Source organism: Actinomycetota bacterium (genome assembly GCA_014360655.1).
GTDB lineage: Bacteria > Actinomycetota > Geothermincolia > Geothermincolales > RBG-13-55-18 > JACIXC01.
Map to the genome: position 1 here is coordinate 103,817 of JACIXC010000004.1, position 21,379 is coordinate 125,195.

Here is a 21,379-nt window from a genome sequence, read left to right on the forward strand (position 1 = left end):
AACCGGATCGATGTAAGGAACGCCAGGCACACACGGCACACGTGGTGTAGAGAGAGCATACATCCCACCCGTCGAAGTAGACCCAGTAGACCCGCAGCCACTCGTGAACCCGATTCTTAAGTCCTTGGGCTAGCGCCGACCTTTGCCCGGCGAAAAGGGGAGGTGGAAGATGGTGGAGATCAAGTTGAACGGGACGACGGTGGCGGCGGAGGAGGGGAACTCGATCCTGCAGGCGGCGGAGGCGGCCGGGTTCCCGATACCTACCCTCTGCCATCATCCCGCGCTGGCTCCCGCGGCCTCCTGTCGCATATGCGTGGTGGAGGACGAGTCCACCGGGCGTCTGGTCACAGCGTGTGACACCCGCGTGCGGGAGGGGATGTCCGTCCTCCTGGACACGGAGAAGGTGAGAAGGGCACGGCGCGCGGCTATCGAGCTCATCTTCTCCTCCCACCCCGTGCACTGCGAGGTATGCGAGAAAAACAATGCGTGCGTGCTGAAAGAACTGGCCGTGAAGGAAGGAATCAACGGCCGGGAGCTCTCCTTCGTCCAGGACCTGCGCCCGGTGGTCGACGCCAACCCCTTTTACCTGCGCGACCTCTCCAAGTGCATTTCGTGCGGGATCTGCATCAGGGCATGCCAGGAGGTACAGGGGGCCGGCGTCTACGAGATGCGGGGTACGGGAAATCGGGCGCGACCGTCCACGGCCATGGACGGAAGCGTGGATTCATCGCCGTGCGAATATTGCGGTTTGTGCGCGTCACTGTGTCCCGTGGGGGCTTTGATGGCGAAGCCCTTCCTGCACCGCGGAACGGAGGAGAGACGCGTGGTCACCACCTGCCCCTACTGCGGGGTGGGGTGTTCCCTCGAGCTTAAGGTGCGTGAGAACCGCATCATCGGGGTCGCGGCGGGAGTGCCGGCATCCGCGAACGGGGTCAGCCTCTGCGTAAAGGGGCGCTTCGGCCTGGATTTCGTGCATCACCCCGATCGCCTGCGCAAGCCGTTGCTGAGGAAGGACGGCGAGCTCGTCGAGGTGGAGTGGGAGGAAGCGCTGGATGCCGTGGCCTCGCGGCTTGCGGAGATCAGGGAAAAGCACGGCCCCCAGGCCGTGGCTTTTCTCTCCTCCGCCAAGGCCACCAACGAGGAGAATTACCTGTTGCAGAAATTCGCCCGCGCGGTGGTCGGGACCAACAACATCGACCACTGCGCCCGCTTATGACACAGTCCCACCGTCGCCGGTCTGGCGGCATCTTTGGGCAGCGGGGCCATGACCAACTCCCTCGCCGACCTCGCCGAGGCGGAGGTCATCCTGCTCACCGGGAGTAACCCCACGGTGAACCACCCGGTGGTCGGAGAGATCATCAAGCACGCGGTCCTCTCCGGGAAGGCCAGGCTCATAGTGGTGGACCCCCGTGCCCTGCCCATCGAGGCCTACGCCTCCCTCAGCTTGAGGCCCCGGCCCGGCACCGACGTGGCCTGGATCAACGGCATGGCACGGGTGATCGTCGAGGAAGGCCTCCACGACGAGGATTTCGTGCGGGAGCGCACGGAGGGTTTCGAGGAACTGCGCCGCGCCCTGGAGGGATACGCGCCCGAGGAAGTGGAAAAGATCACCGGCATCCCCTCCGCCGACCTGAAAGAAGCGGCGCGCATGTACGCGGGGGCGGGGCGGGCCGCCATCCTCTACGCCATGGGCATCACCCAGCATGTCACGGGGACGGACAACGTGATGGCACTGGCCAACCTGGCCCTGCTCACCGGCAACCTGGGGAAGGAGGGCGCGGGGATAAACCCGCTGCGCGGCCAGAACAACGTCCAGGGCGCCTGCGACATGGGCGCCCTCCCGAATGTGTTCCCCGGCTACCAGCGCGTGGATGACCCGGAGGCGAACGAGAAGTTTTCCCGCGCCTGGGGGAAGGAGCTCCCCACCGTCCCCGGACTCTCGGTGGTGGAGATGGTGGAAGCGGCACGGAGGAAAGAGATACGCGCCCTTTACGTGCTGGGAGAGAATCCCATGGTCACCGACCCGGACATCGCGCACGTGGAGGAAGGGCTGCGTTCCCTGGACCTTCTGGTGGTGCAGGACATCTTCCTGACCGAGACTGCCAGGCTGGCCGACGTGGTTCTGCCCGGCGCCTGCTTCGCGGAGAAGGAGGGGACTTTCACCAGCACCGAGCGCCGCGTCCAGAGGGTGCGCAAGGCGGTGGAGGCTCCCGGGGAGGCCAGGGAGGATCACGCGGTGATCATGGAGCTCGCGGCACGCCTGGGCTACCGCATGGAATACAAGGATACGGGGGAGATCATGGACGAGATCGCTTCCCTGACCCCTTCCTACGCGGGGATAAGTCACGCCCGCCTGGAAAAGGCGGGTATCCAGTGGCCCTGCCCTCAACCCGATCACCCCGGGACCCCCGTATTGCACGTGGGGTCCTTTCCCAGGGGAAAGGGAAGGCTCACCCCCGTGCATTACCGGCCTCCCGACGAGCCGACCGATAGGGAGTATCCCTTTCTGCTCACCACGGGTCGCCTTCTCTACCATTTCCATTCCGGCTCCCTGACCAGGAGGGTGCGGAGCCTGGCGGAGAAGGTGCCCCGGGGTTGGGTTTCCCTCCATCCCGAGGATGCCGCCAGGCTGGGTCTTGGCGAGGGTGACGGCGTGCGCCTCACATCGCGGCGCGGGACCCTGGTGAGCCGCGCCCACCTTTCTACTCGCGTGCAGCCGGGAGTGGTCTTTGCCACCTTTCATTTCAGCGAGGAGAACGTCAACCGGCTCACCAACCCCGCGCTGGACCCGGTGAGCAAGATCCCTGACCTGAAGGTGTGCGCGGTGAAGGTGGAAAAGGTGGAAGGAGGGGTTGACGATGTCCGTGTCCCCGCAACCTGAGCTGATGCCCCTGATCCTGGAAGCCTGCGGGGAGAAGGGTTACCTGGACGGGCCGGCACTGGAGAGGATAGCGCGGCGGCTGCGCATACCCGTCAGCCGGGTCTACGGCTTCCACGCCCAGTTCGCGGAACTCGCCCACCCGCCGCAGCGGCCGCGAGTGATGGTGTGCACGGGGCCGGCGTGTGCCGCGAGGGACTCCCTGGACCTGTTGGAGGGGCTGCGGGGAAGGTTGCGGGGGGTGGCGGAAGTGGTGCGCGACCCCGGCCTTACACGCCCGCATCGTTCCCCCTCACTGGTTATCCGGTTGCCCGGGGAGGGGGAGAGGATGGTGCAGGGCGTCGGCGCGAGCGATCTGGAAGATATTGCCAGGTCGCTGGAAAGAAAGGACCTCTCCGGGTATCCTCCCACGGAAGGGGATGCCCCGTATCCCGTGGCACGTTGCGGGGAAGAAGGGCTCCCGCCGTGGCTGTCCTCGCTGCAGGAGGGAGGTTCGGAGCCCCCGCTGGAAAGCTCGTTGCTGGAAAGGGTCGCGCGTGATCCCGCCTTGCTCCTGGAGCATCTGGGAGGATTGAGGCCCGACCTTTCCGACCTGGCGGCGGGAGCAGCACCTCCCCTTGCCACGCTCGTCTGCGACACGGTGGGGAATTCCCCGGAGAACAGCCCCGACCTGAACCTTTCCCTTTCGTGCCCGCGGACCGTGGTCGCCGGCGCGGCGCTGGCGGCGGTGGCCATGGGAGCGAAGGACATCGTGTTTTACGTTCCCTGGCACCGTGCCGAGGCCGGTGAGCGCATACGCAGGGCGGCGGGGGAGATACTCCCAGGGACGGGTATCCGGTACTGCGTTTTCGGGGGGCCGGTGCATATCCCGTGCTCACGGGATATCGGGGTGGCGGCCGTGCTGCGCGGCATGATGCTGTGGAGGGCGGCGGCGCTCTGCGGGCGGGAGAGTCCACGGCGCATGGAGCCCCCCCTCGCGGTGCTGGACGCCTCCTCCCTGTGGCGATTGCCGTGGTCGGTGGAGGGGATGTCGGGGATGGCGGAGGGGAACGCGGGAGAGACCCTGCTTTTGGCCGTCCCCGGGGAATTCCCATGCTGGGTGGAGCTGCCGCGCCGCGTGGCTGCGGCGGAGTTGGGTCGCTTGCTACCGGGCGGGGCGGGCAAGGGCAAGCCCAAGGGCCTGTACGTGGAAGGGATTGCCGGGGGGATGTTCCCGGTTTCGGAGGGCGGGACGGAGATCCCGCGCGGGGCGCGCAAGGCTACCGTTATCGAGGAATCCACCTGCACGGCGCGCTGGTCCTTGCACCTGCTGGGCAACCTGGAGGAGGGTTGCTGCGGAGGATGTGCCCCGGGGAGGACTGCGCCGGCGGTGGCCGCCCGGATGTTGGGCGACCTCGTTGGGGGAAGCGGTGGGGGCATGGAGTTGCGGAAACTCGCGGCGTTGCTACTGGAAGCGGAAGGGCTGGCGCTGTGCCCGAGGCTGGGGGAGGCCTTTCCCGCCGTGCGGGCTTGCCTGGAGAACTTCGGGGACGACTTCCGCTCTTATGAGGAAAAGGAAGGTTTTACGGCGTCGGCCGCCCAAGCCGCGGGGGAAGCCACTAGCTAGGGGGGGTGAAGATGAAGAGCATCACCAGGCAGAAGAGTCCCGAGGAGATCGCGAGGATGCTGGGGTCGGCGCGCCAGGTAGCCGTCATCGGCTGCGGGACATGCCCCGCCATGGCCGAGACCGGGGGCCTGCGGGAGGTGGTGGCCATGGCCGACCTGTTGCGGGAGAAGGGCCGGGAGGTCGTCTCGCAAACCGTGCTCCCCGTGGCCTGCGAGCCCCTTCCCCGCGAGGCCCGCGAGGAATTGTCGCCCCTGCTGGAAAAAGCCCAGGCCGTCCTGGTCATGGCCTGTTCCCTGGGGGTGCGCATGGTGGCGGATTACGCCGCCCTGCCCGTGCTTCCCGCCTTGGACACCCTCTTCATCGGGAGGGAGGCGGAGCCCGGTTTCTTTACCGAGGAATGCGCCCAGTGCGGGGAATGCCTGCTGGGCGATTACGCGGGCATCTGCCCCATCGTCCACTGCGCCAAGAGCCTTTTCAACGGGCCATGCGGGGGGTCAGTGGAGGGAAAATGCGAGGTGGACCCCGATCTTCCCTGCGGATGGCAGCTCATCCACGACCGCATGAAGGCACTCGGCCGCCTCGAGGAGCTCTCCCTCATCCGGCCCTACAAGGATTGGAGCAAGTCCTTGAGCGGAGGCGCCAGGCGCGCGCGCATACCGGTACCCCCTCCCGGGGATGAGAGTGGAAAGGAAAAATGAGAAAACAACTTCTCTACGAGATCTCCAAGCCGGTCATCGCCGCCGTGGGGGTGGAGAACGTCCTGCGCGCCATCGTGGAGTCCATCACCAAGGGCACGGGCGCGAAGGGCTGCTCCCTGCTGGTGCTGAGCCCCGAGGGGGACAAGCTTTACCGCCGCGTGAGCTACGGCATCAGCAAGGAATACATCGACAAGGGGCCAGTGGAGATCGACGAAACGGTGCGCGAGGTGCTTGCAGGAAAGGCGGTGGCCGTGAAGGACGTGCTGCACGACCCGCGGGTGCAGTACCCGGAAGCCGCGGCCAGGGAGGGCATCGCCTCCATGCTCTCCATACCCATGCGTTCTTACGGCGGCATCCGGGGCGTGATGCGCATATACACCTCCAGGCGCCGGGATTTCTCCAAGGACGAGATCGATTTCCTCGATTCCATAGCGGAGCTCTCCGGGTTGGTACTGGAGAAGGAGGAGGAGCGGGACCGGGTGGCGCTGGAGGCGGAAAAGGCCAGGCAGGAGCTGCACCGCATGAGCGACGAACGGGAGCACTTCCTCTATTTCATCCGCATGGTGGCCCACGATCTCAAGGCTCCCCTGGCGGCGGTGCAGAGCTACATCAAGGTCATCCTGCGCGGCAGCACGGGCCCGGTGAACGAGAAACAGAGGGCCTGGATGGAGCGGAGCGTCAAGCGCATAGACGGCATGCTGCAACTGATCAGCGATATCGTGGACCTGTCCAAGCTGGAAGCCGGCCTCATCGCCCCCGAGCTGGAGACGGTCTCCTGGAAGAACGTGCTGGAGAACTGCATAGAGGTGGCCAGGGGCCTGACCGATCCCAAGGGGATCGAGCTGGTGGTGGATATCGACCGGGACCTGCCGGAGATATTCGGTTCGGAGGTACGCCTGTGCCAGTTGATCAACAACCTGGTCTCCAACGCCGTCCGCTACACCCCGGCCGGAGGCAGGATCCTCCTCCGCGCCTGGCAGGAGGGGGACCGCGTGACGGCCTACGTGGAGGACGAGGGGTGCGGGATCCGGCCGGAGATCCTTCCTAAGATATTCGACGATTTCTTCCGGGGGGACCCCGAGGCGCAGGAGGGAACCGGTCTGGGGTTGTCCATATGCAAGCGCATCGTCGAGATGCACCAGGGGCGCATATGGGCGGAGAGCCCCGCTCCCGGCAAGGACAAGGGAACCCGGGTCACCTTCACCATACCCAAGGGAGCCATATGTGACCTGTATTACTGGGACAGGCAGAAGGAGGGGAAGCCGTGAAATCGGGAAGCAACCTGGAAAAAGTGCTGGAGGCGGGCCACTTCGCGGTGACCGCGGAGATCGGCCCCCCGAAAAGCGCCTCCGCCCGGGTCATAGAGGCCAAGGGGGAACAGATCGGGCACGCCGCCGACGCCTTCAACGTGACCGATCACCAGACGGGGGTGGTGCGCCTGTGCAGCCTGGCCGCCTGCGCCATCCTGCGCCGCATGGGGCTGGACGCGGTGATGCAGATGCTGTGCCGCGACGCCAATCGCATACGCCTGCAGGGGGATGTGCTGGGGGCGGTGGCCCTGGACATCCGCAACATCCTCTGCCTTTCCGGGGACCACGTGAAGTTCGGGAACCACCCGGAGGCCAAGCGGGTCTTCGATATCGATTCCGTGCAGCTCGTCCAGGCGGTGAAGCACATGCGGGACGAGCGCCGTTTCATCTGCGGCGAGGAGGTGGGGAGCGAGGTGCCCGTGTTCATCGGGGCGGTGGAAAACCCCTATGCCGACCCCTTCGAGTTCCGCACCGCCCGCCTGGCCAAGAAGGTGGAGGCGGGGGCCGATTTCATCCAGACGCAGGCGGTTTACGACGTCCCCAAGTTCCGCCGTTGGATGGAGGAGGTATGCGAGGCGGGCCTGGACAGAAAAACGCACATCCTGGCGGGCATCATCCCCGTGAAGTCGGTAGGAATGGCGCGCTACATGCAGAAATACGTTTCGGGGGTGGAGGTCCCGGACGAGTTGGTGAGGAGGCTGGAGGGAGCCAAGGACGTCAGGGAGGAGGGGATCAACGCGATCCTGGAGATAATACAAGAGGTGATGGAGATACCGGGCGTGCACGGCATCCATGTCCAGGCGGTGGGATGGGAGGAGGTTGTGCCGGAGATCATGGAAAGAGCCGGGCTCCTGCCCCGGCCGGTGCTCTGAGGAGGTGCTACTCATGCCGCAGAAGATACTGGTGATAGACGACGATCCGGATATCGTGGACGCCCTCGTGGTGCTGCTGGAGGGCGAGGGTTACGAGGTGGAAACGGCGAGCGACGGCGAGGAGGGCCTGGCACGGATAAAGGAGCTCAGCCCCGATCTCATCGTGCTCGATCTGCTCATGCCCCGGCTGGACGGTTACGGCGTCTGCAAGACCCTGCAGGACCCACGCTGGTCCAAGTGGAGGGATATACCAATAATCGTCCTCACCTCCGTGAGCGAAGAGGCCAGCCAGAGGAGGTACGAGCTGGAAACGGGCGTGCGCATGGACGTGGACGACTACATAGAGAAGCCCATCGATCCCGAGGTGGTGCTGGAGCGCATCCGCAAGGCGCTGGCCAGGAGGGAAGGGTAGGTTTTGCCGCGTCGGAGAAGGGGAATGAAGTTAATAACGGAGCCGGAGGAAGGCGTTGCCCATGGCGAAGAGGTGCCGGAGCGAGTTCGAGCCGGGCCCCTTTTTGCACAATATGTGTAATATGGGAAAGGGATCGCGCCGCTTGGGAACAAAGGAGGGGGAAGGATGAAAAAGATCCTCTTGGTGGACGACGACCGGGATTTCGTGGAGGCCACGCGTACCCTGCTTGAAGAGCGGTACGAGGTGGTCGTGGCCTACGATGGGGACGAGGGCATCGCCAAGGCCCGGGAAGTGAAGCCGGACCTCATCATCCTGGACGTGATCATGCCCGTGGAGGACGGCTTCACCGCGGCGGACGAGATCGCCGCCGACGCGGAGCTGAGCAAGATCCCGCTCATGCTCCTGACCAGTTTCGGTTCGCGCATGACCAGGGAAACGGAGATCCCCCGCAGTCGGGGCATGGAGGTGCGGGCGGACGATTACGTCGAGAAACCCGTGGAGCCGGACGCGCTCCTGGAAAGCGTCAAGAAATTGATCGGGGAATAACACCGGGGAACATCGCGGTCTCCTAGTTTCCCGAGGGATCGAGGCACGGCGTGAGGGTGCCTCAAGGCGGGGCAGGGACGCGCGGTTGATCGCCGCGATCACCGCGAAGCGCGTGCGGATCATGGGTCAGGATCATGGGTCAAGTGCTTTGACGTGCGCCGGGATCGCGGCAGCACGGCCCCCCTCTTTCCTCTCACGGGTTCCCACCGGGCTTTATAATAAGACTCGCAGATGGCGGGATCGCTTTCAGGACAACGCTTTCAGGTCACCGGGAGGTGCACATGGAAAGAACCAAGGAGGCCACGCGCGACTATCCCTCTTTCGCGCGCACACCGTGGACGCTCTGGGAGACCCTTTACGCGCGGCGTTCCCATAGGAAATATCTTCCAGGCAACCTGGACCCCGATCTGGAGGGAGCGCTGCGGGGTGCGCTGCGCCTGGCCCTTGAGGTGCGCGGTGCGGGCGAGGGGAGCCTGCTCGCGGTGACGGATCCCCGCCTTGTAGCCGAGTTCAGGAGGAGGGCCCACAGGGGAGCTCCCAACAAGATCAATCTCTGGCTGACCAGGGCTCCCATCCTCGGTTTCCTGGCCCTGGCCGTCCCCGCAGGGGATGCGAAGGCGGAACGGCCGCGGGAACTGCCCCGCGCGACGATGGCGGCGCAGGACGTCGTGCTCTGGCTCACCGAGAGGGGCCTGGGAACATGCTGGCTGGGAGGCGTCAACCAGGAAGAAGTACGGAAGTTATTGGGTCTGGGCCGGGACAGGGCCGTACCCGCCGCCGTCTCCTTCGGGAAGCCCAAGCCGCGCGTGATGGCGCCGGATTTCGATCACCTCGTCTACCGGACCATATCCCGGCACCGCAGGCCGCTTCCCGCCGTCGCCCGCCTGCAGGACATGGACGGGCCTTACGTGGTGCGCGACTGGGAAGGGGTGAGCCTTTCCGTCTCGCCCGTCCAGGACGTGGAAGGTCTGCTGCGCCGGATCCTGGAGGAAGAGGAGAGCGAAGGGGATGTCCCCCTCGAGCCGGCCCTGGAGGCCTGCCTGGAGGCGGCCCGCATCGCCCCCAGCGCCGCCAACGCCCAGAAGTGGTGTTTCGTGGCCGTCACCGGTGAGGAAAGGCTCGCGGGGCTGGCCGCCGCCTGCGACGTCGATGCCGCCTGGCGGGCGGCGGTGGTGGGGATGGGGAGGCCCGGGGGGTGGGAGGCCACCTTCTTCGAAAAGCCCTTCTGGATGCTGGACCTGCCCATTGCCTTCTCCCACCTCTCTCTCATGGCCGCGTCCCTCGGACTCGCCGTGGACGTCCTCACGGACGGCTTCGACGAGGGGAGGGTGAATCGCCTGGTAAAAAATGCCGGTGACCTCCGCGTCGCCGGCGTCATGGGCATCAGGTGATCTCCCTGCCGCCCCGCACGTTTGTAATTTTTTATCCCGCATGAGCTGAGCCGGGTTGAGCTTGTTGTACTTGCGCCTTAGCTTGCGCTTGGTGACCTAGTCCACCTCCGGGCTCTCCAGGAGCCTGCGGTACGGGGTCTTGGGCTTGTCGTAGGCTTCTTCACCAGGGAACCCTCGCGCACCGTCTCCCGAAGCCTGGCCCTGGGCTGAAAGAAGTTGAGGTATGGGCATAGCACCTCGTAGAGCCGGGCAAGGAGGAGAAGCTGTTCGTCGGTGTCGTAGCGGAAGTGCCCCACATACTTCCTAACCGCGGTGTAGTTCTTCTGTTCCACGTAGCAGCTGTCTTTTTTTTGTAGGGGCGGCTGCGGGTGAAGGTGATTTGGTGCCCCTCGCAATACCTCAGAAGATGGGCGTTTATGAACTCTAATCCGTTGTCCGAGTCCAGGCTCAGGAGGGGAAAGGGGAGTTTTTCCCGGATGTCATCTATGGCTTGGTGGATCCAGACCTGCGCCTTATTGCGGACCGCGCGCAGCTCGGTCCATCCGCTCTTCACATCCGTGGCATCCAGGCTCTGGCAGCAGTCACAGCTTGCAACCCCCCATCATTGCCCACCAGGTCGATCTCCAGAAGCTCACGCGGGCGTCGTCCCAGCACGAGAAGGTCCTCACCGGGATCTGGTGCTTTAGCAATGACCCCGGCTTGGTCTTGTGCCGGCTCTTTATCTCCAGCTTGCGCCTCTCGGAAGCGAGCAGCCGCTCACAAGTGGAGGCGCTCATTCCGAGCAGCTTCTCCCTCACGCCATCCGCCAGCTTAATCTCCCCGAACCTCTCCAGGGCTTTCGTCGTCTCGGGCATGGCCGCCACCAGCCTCTTCCCGCAGGTAGACTCCATGATGGCCCATACCCTGAGCAGGTGCTTTCTGACCTTGGCGGTGTAGACGGGCTTGCGGCCCCAGCGACGACAGTCGAAGGGTCCTAAGGCTGCCCTTCCGGACTTTCCCTTCGCAGGCGGTCCTTTCCGTAAGACCCCTGCCGCATAGCTGCGATTGTATTCCGTAAGCGCGCAAAACTGGTCCATCATGCGGCCTTTCTCTTTCTTCAGGGCCTTCCTGTAGCGCTTGGCCACCTCTTGGGTTATCCTCTTTCTGGTCATCAAATCCAATCTCAACTTCATCACCCCCTCGGTCTATTCATGCACCCGAGGGGGTTTTTTGCGTGCATCCTTTCGAGTAGATCTTATTTTTGAGGCAACGAATCCGTTTCGTGTAGAAAAATTATGAATCAATTCGATAATTAAACTTACAATAAAATGTGATAAAATATAATCGCGTTCAGAGGGTCTCATAAGAAGGGGAAGGTTAACATGTTAATTAAAAGGCTAATATTTGGACTAGTTTCTATTTTCTTTTTCCTGGAAATTTCTAGCGTATCGGTGCTTGCCACGCCACCTAAGCAGGCGAAGGGTGCGCATTCTTCGGGAGGGAGCGGTGTAGATAGAGATTATGATGATATTCAAAAAACAAGATATTTTGCGGAGGGATATACTGGATATTCGTCAAATTGGATTTCGATTTTCAATATAACCGGAGTCCATCAATTCGTCAGCGTTCGTTGCTACGACGATATGGGAGAATCGTGGTTCGCTTCTGTAGAGGTTGGTAGTGGCCTAAATTATAGGAAAGCAATAAATCTAAATGCATTTATTCCTGCGGGAAGAAGCATTGCCACAAAGGTAGTGGCACCGTCTGGTGATATTATGGCTGAAAGGGCTACTTATAAAGGTCAAGAAGGGTCCTGCAGTAGCGGTACTGGAAACCCACATTATATGATGTATTTCGCAGAAGGATATTCTGGGCATGATGTATATATCAGCATTTTTAATACTTCTACTAGTAGCAGGAACTATGATCTAACTTTTTATGGCGAATCGGGACCAATAAGAATGGTGACAATATATGGTATTCCGCCGCAAAGAAGAGCTACAGTCAAAGCGGATGATTATATTCCTGGATATCAAGGTTTCAGCACAATAGTAAGCGATCGAGGAATGAACTCTGTATTGGTTGCGGAGAGGTCGTCTTATGTCGGTACAATCGCGATGAGTAGTAGCGGGACATATAGCCCATTTGTCATAGGTGACCCTCAATATCCATCATTTTGTGCAGAAGGATATACGGATTTTGATAACTTTATAGCGATACAAAATCTTGGGCCGCTGAGCGGAACATGGAGGGTTGAGTATAGGAAAGATTCAGGTAATGCGGAAATCCAGTATGCTCACATCCAGAAATGGTCTAGGGGTACTACATCGGAACAATATCAGAATAGCAAACCGCATACTGATATATCGGAGGTTGTATACCAGCAAACACAGTATATCGAACCTTGTTGCGATTATTCGGCAGAGAGAGCGAGCTATTTTGGATCTTGGGGAACCAGCAACGAAGCACATCATTTTTTAAGACAGCGAGAAACATGGTACTTTTCCGAGGTATATTTAGGGCACGATGTATATTTCTCAATATATAATTATAATCCGGGACGCATTAAAATATACATAAGGTATTATACGGATCTTTTCGGGCCTTTGCCCATTAAATCTATATATGTTGATGGTGGTGCAAGATATACCATTCATGTTAATAGTGAAGCTATTAATGACCTTCGATGGGGATCATTCCCTTGTAGTTGTGGTGTCAAAATTTGGACAACGCAACCCTTAGGGGGTTTCGCAGTTGAAAGAACTTCTTATTTCAATTAGGAAACCACAAAGTTGAATAGGGGGCGACATGAGAGCTAGCAATGAGAAAAATTCAAAACACAAGAATTACAGAGGTGAGCAACATAAGCAAAAATTGTTAATTGCGTTTTTTGTCTGCATTGTATGTGCTTTTATGTTAGGTTCCATAGCATACATACTTGTAGTGGATGACAATAATAAGGCAATAGCATCGGGGATAAGAAAGAATGCATTTAGCACAATGAAAGAAATAAGAAGCTATCACGTTGTTCTAAAAGAGGAAAGTTATTCAGAAAAAGATAATATATCCAAGCCTGAAGTGTTGGGAAACAGTAGTGCTTTGAGCACTTTGAGCGAAGTATGGTTTAAGGGACCAAACCGATATAGAATCAACACCAAATCATCGGGTATGGAGGAATTGGAAATCGCGCAATCTGAGGTTACTATAACGCAAAATGGACGAACAATCTTGATATATAGCCAAGAGAGCGAGGTAATAATATATAATTCGCCACCGTTCGATGATTTGTATGGGAATTTGTACTGTCCATATGATATAGCAGGCGAGTTAAATGCTTTATGTAATGAAGATGAAATATCTATTGTGGGAGAAGAAAAACACAGCTGTGGGGAAGCATATAAGGTTGAGAAAAAAATAGAAGGGGATAAATCTGTATCTTCGAATTCAGTAGATCGTGAGATATTATGGGTAGCCAAGGATTCATCGTTATGTTTAAAGAAAGAGAAGTATATTCGCGGCAAGCTAATATCCAGTCTAGACATCCTTTCCTATGAACTAAACATAGATATACCGGAAGATTTCTTTTCTATCGAAGTCGGTAATGATAAGCATATAGAGGAACGTGATGGACGATATCGTGAATTGAACATTGAGAAAGCGAATGAAACATGTGGGTTTAATCCAATAGCTCCGGGTTATTTACCCGAAGGTTATTGTCTTTCATCAACAGGATGGCGCGATCCCAGACCTGCTGGAATACCATTGGATTGTCCACCGGAATATCAGCCTTTATGGTTTAAACCTATGTATATCACGTATGATAACGGCTTTTCTGAAATCAATATATGCGAGGCGAAGAAGAATGATTTTTATGCCGTCGGTGATAAAAGGAAGATTGACAAGAGGCAGATTGAGAGGGGTTTGCTTGATGTTGATATGTCGGGTGAGAATGAAGTATGGGAAATTCGTTTAAGAGGTGGTAATAATGCGTATTATAATGCGGATACAATTACACTATCCTTTATTTATAGTGATGTAAAAGTAAGGATAAAGGCTAAATTGCCCTTGGAGGAATTGATAAAGATTGCCGAATCTTTCAAGCCCTTATAGCGCTTCAGGGATTTCTTCTCCAAGATCCTATCGCACCTGTGAGGCCTTCTCCGCCCCGCGTCTCCGGACCGGTCCGCGGGCCTTGTCAGCGCCGCCTCTCCGGCCTGATCTCGGTCACCAACATCCCCGCCAGCATGAGGGCGCACCCCAGCCATCCCCTCCAGGTAAGCCTCTCGGCCAGGAGGAGCATGCCGAAGAGCACGGAGAAGACCGGCTCCATGATGAGCACCACCGAGGTGCGCACCGGCGAGATCTCCCGCTGCGCCCAGGCCTGGATGAAGAATGCCGCGGAGGAGGCGAGGACGCCGCAGACGGCGATGGTCGTCCAGGCGTAGGCGCCGCGCGGGAGGATGAAGTCCTCACCGGCGAGGGCGGAAAGCGCCTGCAGGAGGGCGACCACTCCCATCTGCACCAGGGTGAGCAGGAGCAGGTCATGTGCCGCCACGAAGCGGTCCATGAAGATGATGTGCAGGGAATAGGTGAAGGCGCAGGCCAGGACCAGCAGGTCCCCCGAGCTCACCCTGAGCCCCGGCTGCAGGGAGAGGAAGCCCAGCCCCACCACGGCCAGGGCCACCGAGACAAGGGAAAGCAACCCGGGCCTCTTTTTCAGCACGAGGGTGGAGAGGATGGGCACGAAGACCACGAATAGCCCGGTGATGAAGCCGGCGTTTCCCGCCGAGGTCCTTTGCAGGCCCAGGGTCTGAAAGGTATAGGCTCCGTAGAGGAAGAGGCCCAGCAGGCAGCCGGCGGCCAGCGTCCGGCGATCAAGGTGCCGCAGCGAACGACCGCACGCCGGGAGCATCACCAGGAAGGCGAGGGAGAAGCGGTAGGTCATGAAGACGAAGGGGGGCAAGGTCTCCAGTGTCCGTTTCACCAGGGAGAAGGTGAGGCCCCACACCACGGTCACTGCGAGGAGCGAGAGTTCCGCCTGCCTGGCTCGCGACAGCAGGCGCTTCCCTTTTCTCATGTACGGTTCCTGTTCCTTCCCGGTTGCGGTCCGAAGCGGAAATGCGCGGGGAGCGCGGACGGCACGGTGCGCGGGCAAAAAGCCCCGCTCAGCCCCTGGTTTCCAGGAACTGCCGGTAATCGGCCATGGCGCTCGCCGCGCGGCACGCGGCCTCCACGCTTTGAAAGATGAGGGGCCGGCCGCCGTTGTCCCCGTCTTCCCCCTCCCCGACCTCCAGCGTGGTGGAGATGTAGAGGGGCACGTCCAGCTCGCGCATTACGCCGTAGAGCTCGTCGAGGTGTTCCATGAAGTACCTGTCCATCGCGGACCATACCCCGGAGATATCCATGCCCCGCTCGCTTTCGATGCCGGGGTTCTTCCGCCGCGGCGCCCCGATCCACAGGAAGATGACCGCGTCCACCTCCCCGCTCTTCATGAGGGTCTCGATGATGGGCTTGATCACCGTGAAGTCGAGGCCCGCGACCAGGTCCACCGGGTTTCCCGGCACCCACCAGGAGGGGAGCATCTTCTCCAGCGTCTCCAGGGTGCGCGGGGAGAGGCGGGCCACCTCCAGCCCTATCTCACTGCAGAAGTCGGAGGCGATGACCCCCAGGCCGCCGCCGCCGGTGATGATTCCCACCCTCTTGCCGCGCGGGAGGGGGCGGTTGACGAACGCCGCCGCGGTGATGCCGCAATCCTCGATGGACTGGGCGACGATGACCCCGGCCTGGCGGCACGCGGCCTCGAAGAGGTCCCTGCTCACCGCCATGGCCCCGGTATGGGACCTGGCCGCCGCCACGCCGGACTGCGTGCGCCCACCCTTGAGGAGGACCACGGGCTTGCGCAGGGACACCTCGCGCACGCGGCGCACGAAGTCACGCCCGTCCTGCAGGCCCTCTACGTAGGTGACGATGACCTCGGTTTCCGGGTCCTCCGCCAGGTAGGAGAGATAATCCACTATGCGGAGGTCGGCCTCGTTGCCGCTGGAGACGGCCTTGGACACCCCGAGGCCGGCGTTATCCGCGTGGGCGATGAGCATGTTGAGGATATTGCCGCTCTGCGAGACGTAGCTCAGGCTGCCGCGCGGCGGGTGGTAGAGCACGGGCATCCAGGGATAGAGACGGTTGGCGGGGCAGCAGATCCCCTGGCAGTTGGGGCCGATGAGCACCATTCCCGCCTCCCTGGCTTTTCTTACCAGCTCGCGCTCCAGGGCTTCCCCCTCCGCCCCCAGTTCCTTGAAGCCGGCCGTGATGACCAGGGCCGCCTTCACCCCCCTGGCCGCGCAGTCGTCGAGAGCCTCCATGACCTGTTGAGAGGGGACGGTGAACACCGCCAGGTCGATCTCGCCCGGGATGTCCAACACGCGGGGATAGGCCTTGATGCCCAGGACGGTCTCTCGCCCCGGGTTCACCGGGTATATCTCGCCGCGGTAGCCCCCGGTCAGCAGGTTGTTGAGGATGAGGAAGCCCCACTTGCGCAGGGATTCCGTCGCTCCCACGAAGGCGATGGAGCGGGGATTGAATGCGCGATCGAGGTTTTTAAGCCTGGCGTTGGACATCTCTGCCACTCCTCCGTGTTTCGATGATGCTTCGTTGCCGCCGAAGCTCCTCCCGTTCTCTCGGCTCCTCGCGTAGAGCCCCAAGGTCCTCGATGAAACCCCGTCTCCGGAGCTCCATGAGCCGGAAACATATCATGGCTTAAGAACCATATGATCCAGAACCATATAATAATATATGAAATGTGGTAGCGGCGGGACCTCCCGGGACCCGATGAACCGCACGGGTTCGACGCGAACGCCATGGCATCTCCTCTATGCCCTCCCCGGAACATTCACCCGGCGCCTGTCCGCCCGTCACCCATCTCCATCCTTGCCCGTCGCCCACAAGCCGGCTCCCTGCCTTCGGACCGCCTGGCCCCGGGCATTGCGTTCCTCATTCTACAAGACAGCGGCGCCGGGAATATTCGGAAAAACGGTTGACTTCCCCCGCTTCCCCGTTTATAGTAATGACATGTCAGTACTATTTAGGGTATCATGGCTGTCGGGAGCAGAAAAAGGTAGAAGAAGCAGGGAAAGAGAGCAACATACGCGTAAGGGACCTGGTAAAAGGAGGTAAGGATGGATCCGGTGAGCGAGAACGTGACCGTGAAGGAGTATTTCGAGGAATACGTGCCCAAGCTGGTGGAAGAACAACTGGCCGGCTCGCCCATCTCCGGGATGGAGGGCACCGTGTTCACGGTGGAGTTCGATATCAAGGGCGACCAGGCTTACGTCTACGGCATCACCGTGAAGGATGCCAAGGACCTCACGGTGAGCGAGGGGCCCCTGGAGAACCCACTGATAAAGGTGGAGCTCTCCGAGGATGTATGGCGCAGGGCCGTGACGGGAAAGATGGAAGGCGCCATGGACACCTTCACCGACATGGGACAGGCGGCGAGCCGCAAGAGGTACGACGCCCTGGTGTCCACCAAGGGGACCATGAACGTCGAGCTCTCCCTTCCGGACGGGTCCACCGCCGACATCAAGGTGGTCTTTAACGGGGCCGACTCCCCGGCGGTCTCCTTCAAGGCGGCACTCGAGGACTGGGCGAAGATACAGTCGGGAGAGCTTCCGGGGCCCATGGCCTTCATGCAGGGAAAGCTGAAGATCGAGGGCGACATGTCCTTCGCCATGGCCCTGGGCAACCTCATGGCGTGATACGACCGGGAGGGATTGGAAGAAAGAACCGGGAGGAAAGTTCGAGGACTTAAGGATAAGGGACTCCCTGGCGCGAAACCGCCGATATCCTGAAGGGGACGGGACTGCGGTCCCGTCCCCGCCCTGTTGCGGTGCATGAAGGAGAAGGCGAGCGCTCCGTCCTCCACCCTGTTTTTTTACGCCATCCGTCACTCCGCAGCGGCGGCAGGCCACGCCCCCGCCGTTCGTGATGAGCCTCGTGCGGTAAACCTTGCATGAAACATCAGGATCGGGAGGCGGCGGGACGAGAAAAGTACTCGATGAGGGCTTCCATGCTGAGCCCACGTGGCGGATTCCATGCGTAAGGAAGAAGGGATGACGTTACCGGAGACGGAGGCGAGAGACCACGAGATGCTGTTGATGGAGAAAAGCTCCTATAGTAACATTATGTTGCGCCGAGGCGCCCACGAGCCCGCTTAGCTCAGTTGGTAGAGCACATCCATGGTAAGGATGGGGTCAGCAGTTCGAGTCTGCTAGCGGGCTCCATTGCTTGCGAGCCGTCTTCTGGCATAATAGATATAGGCGTTAATAAACGTTACTTGCGGCGGTGTAGCTCAGATGGTCAGAGCACACGGTTCATACCCGTGGGGTCAGAGGTTCGAGTCCTCTCACCGCTACCAGGATAACCGGGGTATCCCCGTTTAACGGTCATATACGGCAGGATCGCGGATGGTGGCGAGTGCAAGGAGCCCGCTTGCGGGCTTCTCATCCATTTAGCGGAGTTGTTGCGGCGGTCAAGGTGTGCCGGTTCGGGCCGCGGGCGGCGAGGAAGCCGCCCCGCCTTGCGGGTGTGTTTCCGGCCTGAGGCGCGGGAAGCGCACGCGTGACGAGAACAGGAGGGTCAAAATGGCCAAGAAGAAGTTCGAGAGGACCAAGCCCCACGTCAACGTGGGCACCATAGGTCACGTGGACCACGGCAAGACCACCCTGACCTCGGCCATCACCAGGTGCCTGCACAACCAGGGCCTGGAGGTGGAGGAGAGGTCCTTCGACAGCATAGACAACGCCCCCGAGGAGAAGGAGCGCGGCATCACCATCGCCATCGCCCACGTGGAGTACCAGACGGAGAAGCGCCACTACGCCCACGTGGACTGCCCCGGCCACGCCGACTACATAAAGAACATGATCACCGGCGCCGCCCAGATGGACGGGGCCATCCTGGTGGTCTCGGCCGCAGACGGCCCCATGCCCCAGACGCGCGAGCACATCCTCCTGGCCCGCCAGGTGGGGGTGCCGGCCATGGTGGTCTACCTCAACAAGGCGGACATGGTGGACGACCCCGAGCTCCTGGAGCTGGTGGAGATGGAGGTGCGGGAGCTCCTCACCGAGTACGAGTTCCCCGGGGACGAGATCCCCGTGGTGGCCGGCTCCGCCCTCAAGGCCATGGAGTGCGGCTGCGGCAAGCGCGACTGCGAGAACTGCGCCTCCGTCATGGAGCTCCTGGACGCCGTGGACGAGTACATCCCCACCCCCGCCCGCGACGTGGACAAGCCCTTCCTCTTGGCCATAGAGGACGTCTTCTCCATCACCGGGCGCGGCACGGTGGTCACGGGGAGGATAGAGCGGGGCAAGATCCACACCGGCGAGGAGGTGGAGATCGTGGGCATCCGCCCCACCCAGAAGACGGTGGTCACCGGGGTGGAGATGTTCCGGAAGATCCTGGACGAGGGGCAGGCGGGCGACAACGTGGGCCTGCTTTTGCGCGGCATAGGCAGGAAGGACGTGGAGCGCGGCCAGGTGGTGGCCGCCCCCGGCTCCATCACCCCCCACGTCTCCTTCCGCGCCCAGGTCTACGTCCTCTCCAAGGAGGAGGGGGGCAGGCACACCCCCTTCTTCTCCGGCTACCGGCCCCAGTTCTACTTCCGCACCACCGACGTCACCGGCACCGTCACCCTCCCCGAGGGGGTGGAGATGGTCATGCCCGGCGACAACACGGAGATGAACGTGGAGCTCATCTCCCCCATCGCCATGGAGGAGGGCCTGCGCTTCGCCATCCGCGAGGGGGGCCGCACGGTGGGGGCCGGGAGGGTCATCGCCATCGAGAGGTAAAGAGAAGGGCCGCAGCGTAAGGGAAAACAACGGGCAGACCCCCGCCGTTTCGCGCAACGCCGTCGACGGAAGCCGTTGAGCCGCCATCCGGACGCCTCGTCGCCAGTGAAAGAGGCGCGCGGGATGGCGTGATGGACGGGGCGGGATGGCGTGGCAGGGGGCTTGTTGACACCGGGGATGGGGGGATGGTAGCTTATCTTTTCGGCACCGGAAAGGAGCATGTGATATAGAATGAGGGTTCTGGTCACGCTGGCCTGCACGGAGTGCAAGAGGCGCAACTACACGACGAAGAAGAACAAGAGCAACGATCCCGACCGGATCGAGCTCAAGAAGTACTGCCCGTGGTGCAGGGCGCACACTTTGCACCGGGAAACGCGCTGATATAATATAGGAAAAAGCGAGGAGGGTGCTTCGGACCGTGCGATGCACGAGCACCCGGCTTATGGGAAAAGCGTAGGCCTGTAGCTCCAACTGGTAGAGCGCCGGTCTCCAAAACCGGAAGTTGGGGGTTCGAGTCCCTCCAGGCCTGCCATTCTTTTTGAGGAGAAGGAGGAGAGGTTGCCGAGCCGGGAAATGCGCCGCATGCAGCAGAAGCTGGGCATGGAGAAGAAGCGTGCCCAGCTGAAGAAGGCCGCTGGCGGGCGCAAGAAGGGAGGGCCCAAGAAGGAGAGGGTGACCATCTCCCAGTTCCTTACCGAGGTCAGGGCGGAGATGAAGAAGGTGACCTGGCCCACGCGGGACGAGGTCATCTCCTACACCATCGTGGTGGTGGTGACGGTGGTGATCATGGGCGGGCTGGTCTATTTCGCGGACATCCTCTTCACCAAGCTGGTGGAGATATTCATCCTGTGAGCGGAGGAACCCCATGGTGGATGCGAAGTGGTACGTGATACACACGTATTCCGGGTATGAGAACAAGGTGAAGAGCAACCTCGAGCACCGCATAGCCTCCCTGGACATGGAGGACAGGATCTTCAAGGTGGTGGTCCCCACCGAGGATGTCATGGAGATCAAGGGGGGCAAGAAAGAGGTGGTGCAGAAGAAGATGCTCCCCGGCTATATACTGGTCCAGATGGAACTGGACGACGACAGCTGGTACGTGGTGCGCAACACGCCCGGGGTGACCGGGTTCGTGGGCTCGAGCGCCAAGCCCACCCCCCTCACCGAGGAGGAGGCCCTGAAGCTGCTCAAGCCGCCCACGACGGAGAAGCCGCGCCCCAAGACGGAGTTCGAGGAGGGCATGAGCGTGCGCGTGATCTCCGGACCCTTCGCGGACATGACGGGGACCGTCGCGGAGATCAACATCGATCAGAGCAAGCTGAAGGTCATGGTCTCCATCTTCGGCAGGGAGACGCCGGTGGAGCTGACCTTCGACCAGGTGAGCAAGTTGTAAGGAGGATGGAGGAGGCATGGCCAAGAAGGTCATCGCGAAGATAAAGCTGCAGATACCGGCCGGCCAGGCCAACCCGGCGCCGCCGGTGGGACCGGCCCTGGGCCAGCACGGCGTCAACATCATGGCGTTCTGCCAGGCGTATAACGCGCAGACCCAGTCGCAGGCGGGGACCATCATCCCGGTGGAGATAACCGTCTACGAGGACCGCAGCTTCACCTTCATCACCAAGACCCCCCCGGCGGCGGTGCTCTTGAAGCAGAAGGCGGGCCTGGAAAAGGGTTCGCCGGAGCCCAACGTGCAGAAGGTCGCCCGCCTGACGCGCAGGCAGGTACGCGAGATCGCGGAGCAGAAGATGGCCGATCTCAACACCACCGACGTGGAGGCGGCGATGCGCACCATCGAGGGAACCGCCCGCAGCATGGGCATCGTGGTGACGGAGTGAGGCGCCGCGCCGC

General features: G+C 61.0%; 19 protein-coding genes and 3 tRNA genes. 19 read left to right on the forward strand and 3 right to left on the reverse strand.

Annotated elements, in window-relative coordinates:
• Positions 1-169 precede the first annotated feature (169 nt).
• The 8 genes from fdhF (at position 170) to H5T73_04460 (ending at position 9,713) form a co-directional block, all read left to right on the forward strand.
• The gene (gene fdhF / locus H5T73_04425) at positions 170-2,881 is read left to right on the forward strand and encodes a formate dehydrogenase subunit alpha (protein ID MBC7247012.1); all 2,712 of its coding nucleotides are present in this window, start codon (positions 170-172) and stop codon (positions 2,879-2,881) included.
• A complete protein-coding gene (locus H5T73_04430; protein MBC7247013.1) occupies positions 2,859-4,484 on the forward strand; it encodes an NAD(P)H-dependent oxidoreductase subunit E in 1,626 nt (541 codons plus the stop codon). Before fdhF ends, H5T73_04430 begins: the two co-directional genes overlap by 23 nt.
• Before the next feature lie 5 nt (positions 4,485-4,489).
• Complete coding sequence (locus H5T73_04435; protein MBC7247014.1) at positions 4,490-5,182, forward strand: methylenetetrahydrofolate reductase C-terminal domain-containing protein; 693 nt, start codon at positions 4,490-4,492, stop codon at positions 5,180-5,182.
• Positions 5,179-6,450: a GAF domain-containing sensor histidine kinase gene (locus tag H5T73_04440; GenBank protein MBC7247015.1), complete on the forward strand. Its 1,272-nt coding sequence runs from the start codon at positions 5,179-5,181 to the stop codon at positions 6,448-6,450. The genes H5T73_04435 and H5T73_04440 overlap by 4 nt, the downstream gene beginning before the upstream one ends.
• The gene (locus H5T73_04445; GenBank protein ID MBC7247016.1) at positions 6,447-7,364 is read left to right on the forward strand and encodes a methylenetetrahydrofolate reductase; all 918 of its coding nucleotides are present in this window, start codon (positions 6,447-6,449) and stop codon (positions 7,362-7,364) included. Before H5T73_04440 ends, H5T73_04445 begins: the two co-directional genes overlap by 4 nt.
• A gap of 13 nt (positions 7,365-7,377) precedes the next feature.
• The gene (locus H5T73_04450) at positions 7,378-7,776 is read left to right on the forward strand and encodes a response regulator (GenBank protein ID MBC7247017.1); all 399 of its coding nucleotides are present in this window, start codon (positions 7,378-7,380) and stop codon (positions 7,774-7,776) included.
• A 165-nt stretch (positions 7,777-7,941) separates the two neighbouring features.
• Positions 7,942-8,322, forward strand: a complete 381-nt coding sequence (locus H5T73_04455) for a response regulator (protein ID MBC7247018.1) — start codon at positions 7,942-7,944, stop codon at positions 8,320-8,322.
• Between the two features lie 281 nt (positions 8,323-8,603).
• Entirely contained in the window at positions 8,604-9,713 is a 1,110-nt protein-coding gene (locus H5T73_04460) for a nitroreductase family protein (protein MBC7247019.1), read from the forward strand.
• A 581-nt stretch (positions 9,714-10,294) separates the two neighbouring features.
• Here the strand turns inward: H5T73_04460 and H5T73_04465 are convergent.
• Positions 10,295-10,879: a hypothetical protein gene (locus tag H5T73_04465; GenBank protein MBC7247020.1), complete on the reverse strand. Its 585-nt coding sequence runs from the start codon at positions 10,877-10,879 to the stop codon at positions 10,295-10,297.
• A gap of 195 nt (positions 10,880-11,074) precedes the next feature.
• On the opposite strand from H5T73_04465, the gene H5T73_04470 reads away from it, so the two are divergent.
• Both H5T73_04470 and H5T73_04475 read left to right on the forward strand, forming a co-directional pair.
• A complete protein-coding gene (locus H5T73_04470) occupies positions 11,075-12,472 on the forward strand; it encodes a hypothetical protein (GenBank protein ID MBC7247021.1) in 1,398 nt (465 codons plus the stop codon).
• Between the two features lie 28 nt (positions 12,473-12,500).
• A complete protein-coding gene (locus tag H5T73_04475; protein MBC7247022.1) occupies positions 12,501-13,802 on the forward strand; it encodes a hypothetical protein in 1,302 nt (433 codons plus the stop codon).
• Positions 13,803-13,887: 85 nt separating this feature from the next.
• Here the strand turns inward: H5T73_04475 and H5T73_04480 are convergent, their stop codons facing one another.
• The gene (locus H5T73_04480; protein MBC7247023.1) at positions 13,888-14,769 is read right to left on the reverse strand and encodes a DMT family transporter; all 882 of its coding nucleotides are present in this window, start codon (positions 14,767-14,769) and stop codon (positions 13,888-13,890) included.
• Positions 14,770-14,857: 88 nt separating this feature from the next.
• On the reverse strand, positions 14,858-16,315 hold the full coding sequence (locus H5T73_04485) for a CoA-binding protein (GenBank protein MBC7247024.1): 1,458 nt from the start codon (positions 16,313-16,315) through the stop codon (positions 14,858-14,860).
• 549 nt (positions 16,316-16,864) lie between these two features.
• Here H5T73_04485 and H5T73_04490 point away from each other — a divergent pair.
• The 9 genes from H5T73_04490 to rplK all read left to right on the forward strand — a co-directional run bounded on the left by H5T73_04490 (position 16,865) and on the right by rplK (position 21,366).
• Positions 16,865-17,443: an SCP2 sterol-binding domain-containing protein gene (locus tag H5T73_04490; GenBank protein ID MBC7247025.1), complete on the forward strand. Its 579-nt coding sequence runs from the start codon at positions 16,865-16,867 to the stop codon at positions 17,441-17,443.
• Positions 17,444-17,892: 449 nt separating this feature from the next.
• Positions 17,893-17,968: transfer RNA gene (locus H5T73_04495), tRNA-Thr, on the forward strand.
• Between the two features lie 57 nt (positions 17,969-18,025).
• Positions 18,026-18,102: transfer RNA gene (locus H5T73_04500), tRNA-Met, on the forward strand.
• Between the two features lie 226 nt (positions 18,103-18,328).
• Positions 18,329-19,531 (forward strand): elongation factor Tu, encoded by a 1,203-nt coding sequence (tuf, locus tag H5T73_04505; GenBank protein MBC7247026.1) that lies wholly within the window; start codon positions 18,329-18,331, stop codon positions 19,529-19,531.
• Between the two features lie 231 nt (positions 19,532-19,762).
• Complete coding sequence (rpmG, locus tag H5T73_04510; protein MBC7247027.1) at positions 19,763-19,912, forward strand: 50S ribosomal protein L33; 150 nt, start codon at positions 19,763-19,765, stop codon at positions 19,910-19,912.
• Between the two features lie 74 nt (positions 19,913-19,986).
• Positions 19,987-20,063 (forward strand) — tRNA-Trp (locus tag H5T73_04515).
• Between the two features lie 26 nt (positions 20,064-20,089).
• Positions 20,090-20,383, forward strand: a complete 294-nt coding sequence (gene secE, locus H5T73_04520; protein ID MBC7247028.1) for a preprotein translocase subunit SecE — start codon at positions 20,090-20,092, stop codon at positions 20,381-20,383.
• Positions 20,384-20,396: 13 nt separating this feature from the next.
• Positions 20,397-20,924, forward strand: coding sequence for a transcription termination/antitermination protein NusG (gene nusG / locus H5T73_04525; protein ID MBC7247029.1), 528 nt, complete (start codon positions 20,397-20,399; stop codon positions 20,922-20,924).
• A 16-nt stretch (positions 20,925-20,940) separates the two neighbouring features.
• Positions 20,941-21,366, forward strand: coding sequence for a 50S ribosomal protein L11 (rplK, locus tag H5T73_04530; protein ID MBC7247030.1), 426 nt, complete (start codon positions 20,941-20,943; stop codon positions 21,364-21,366).
• Positions 21,367-21,379: the final 13 nt, after the last annotated feature.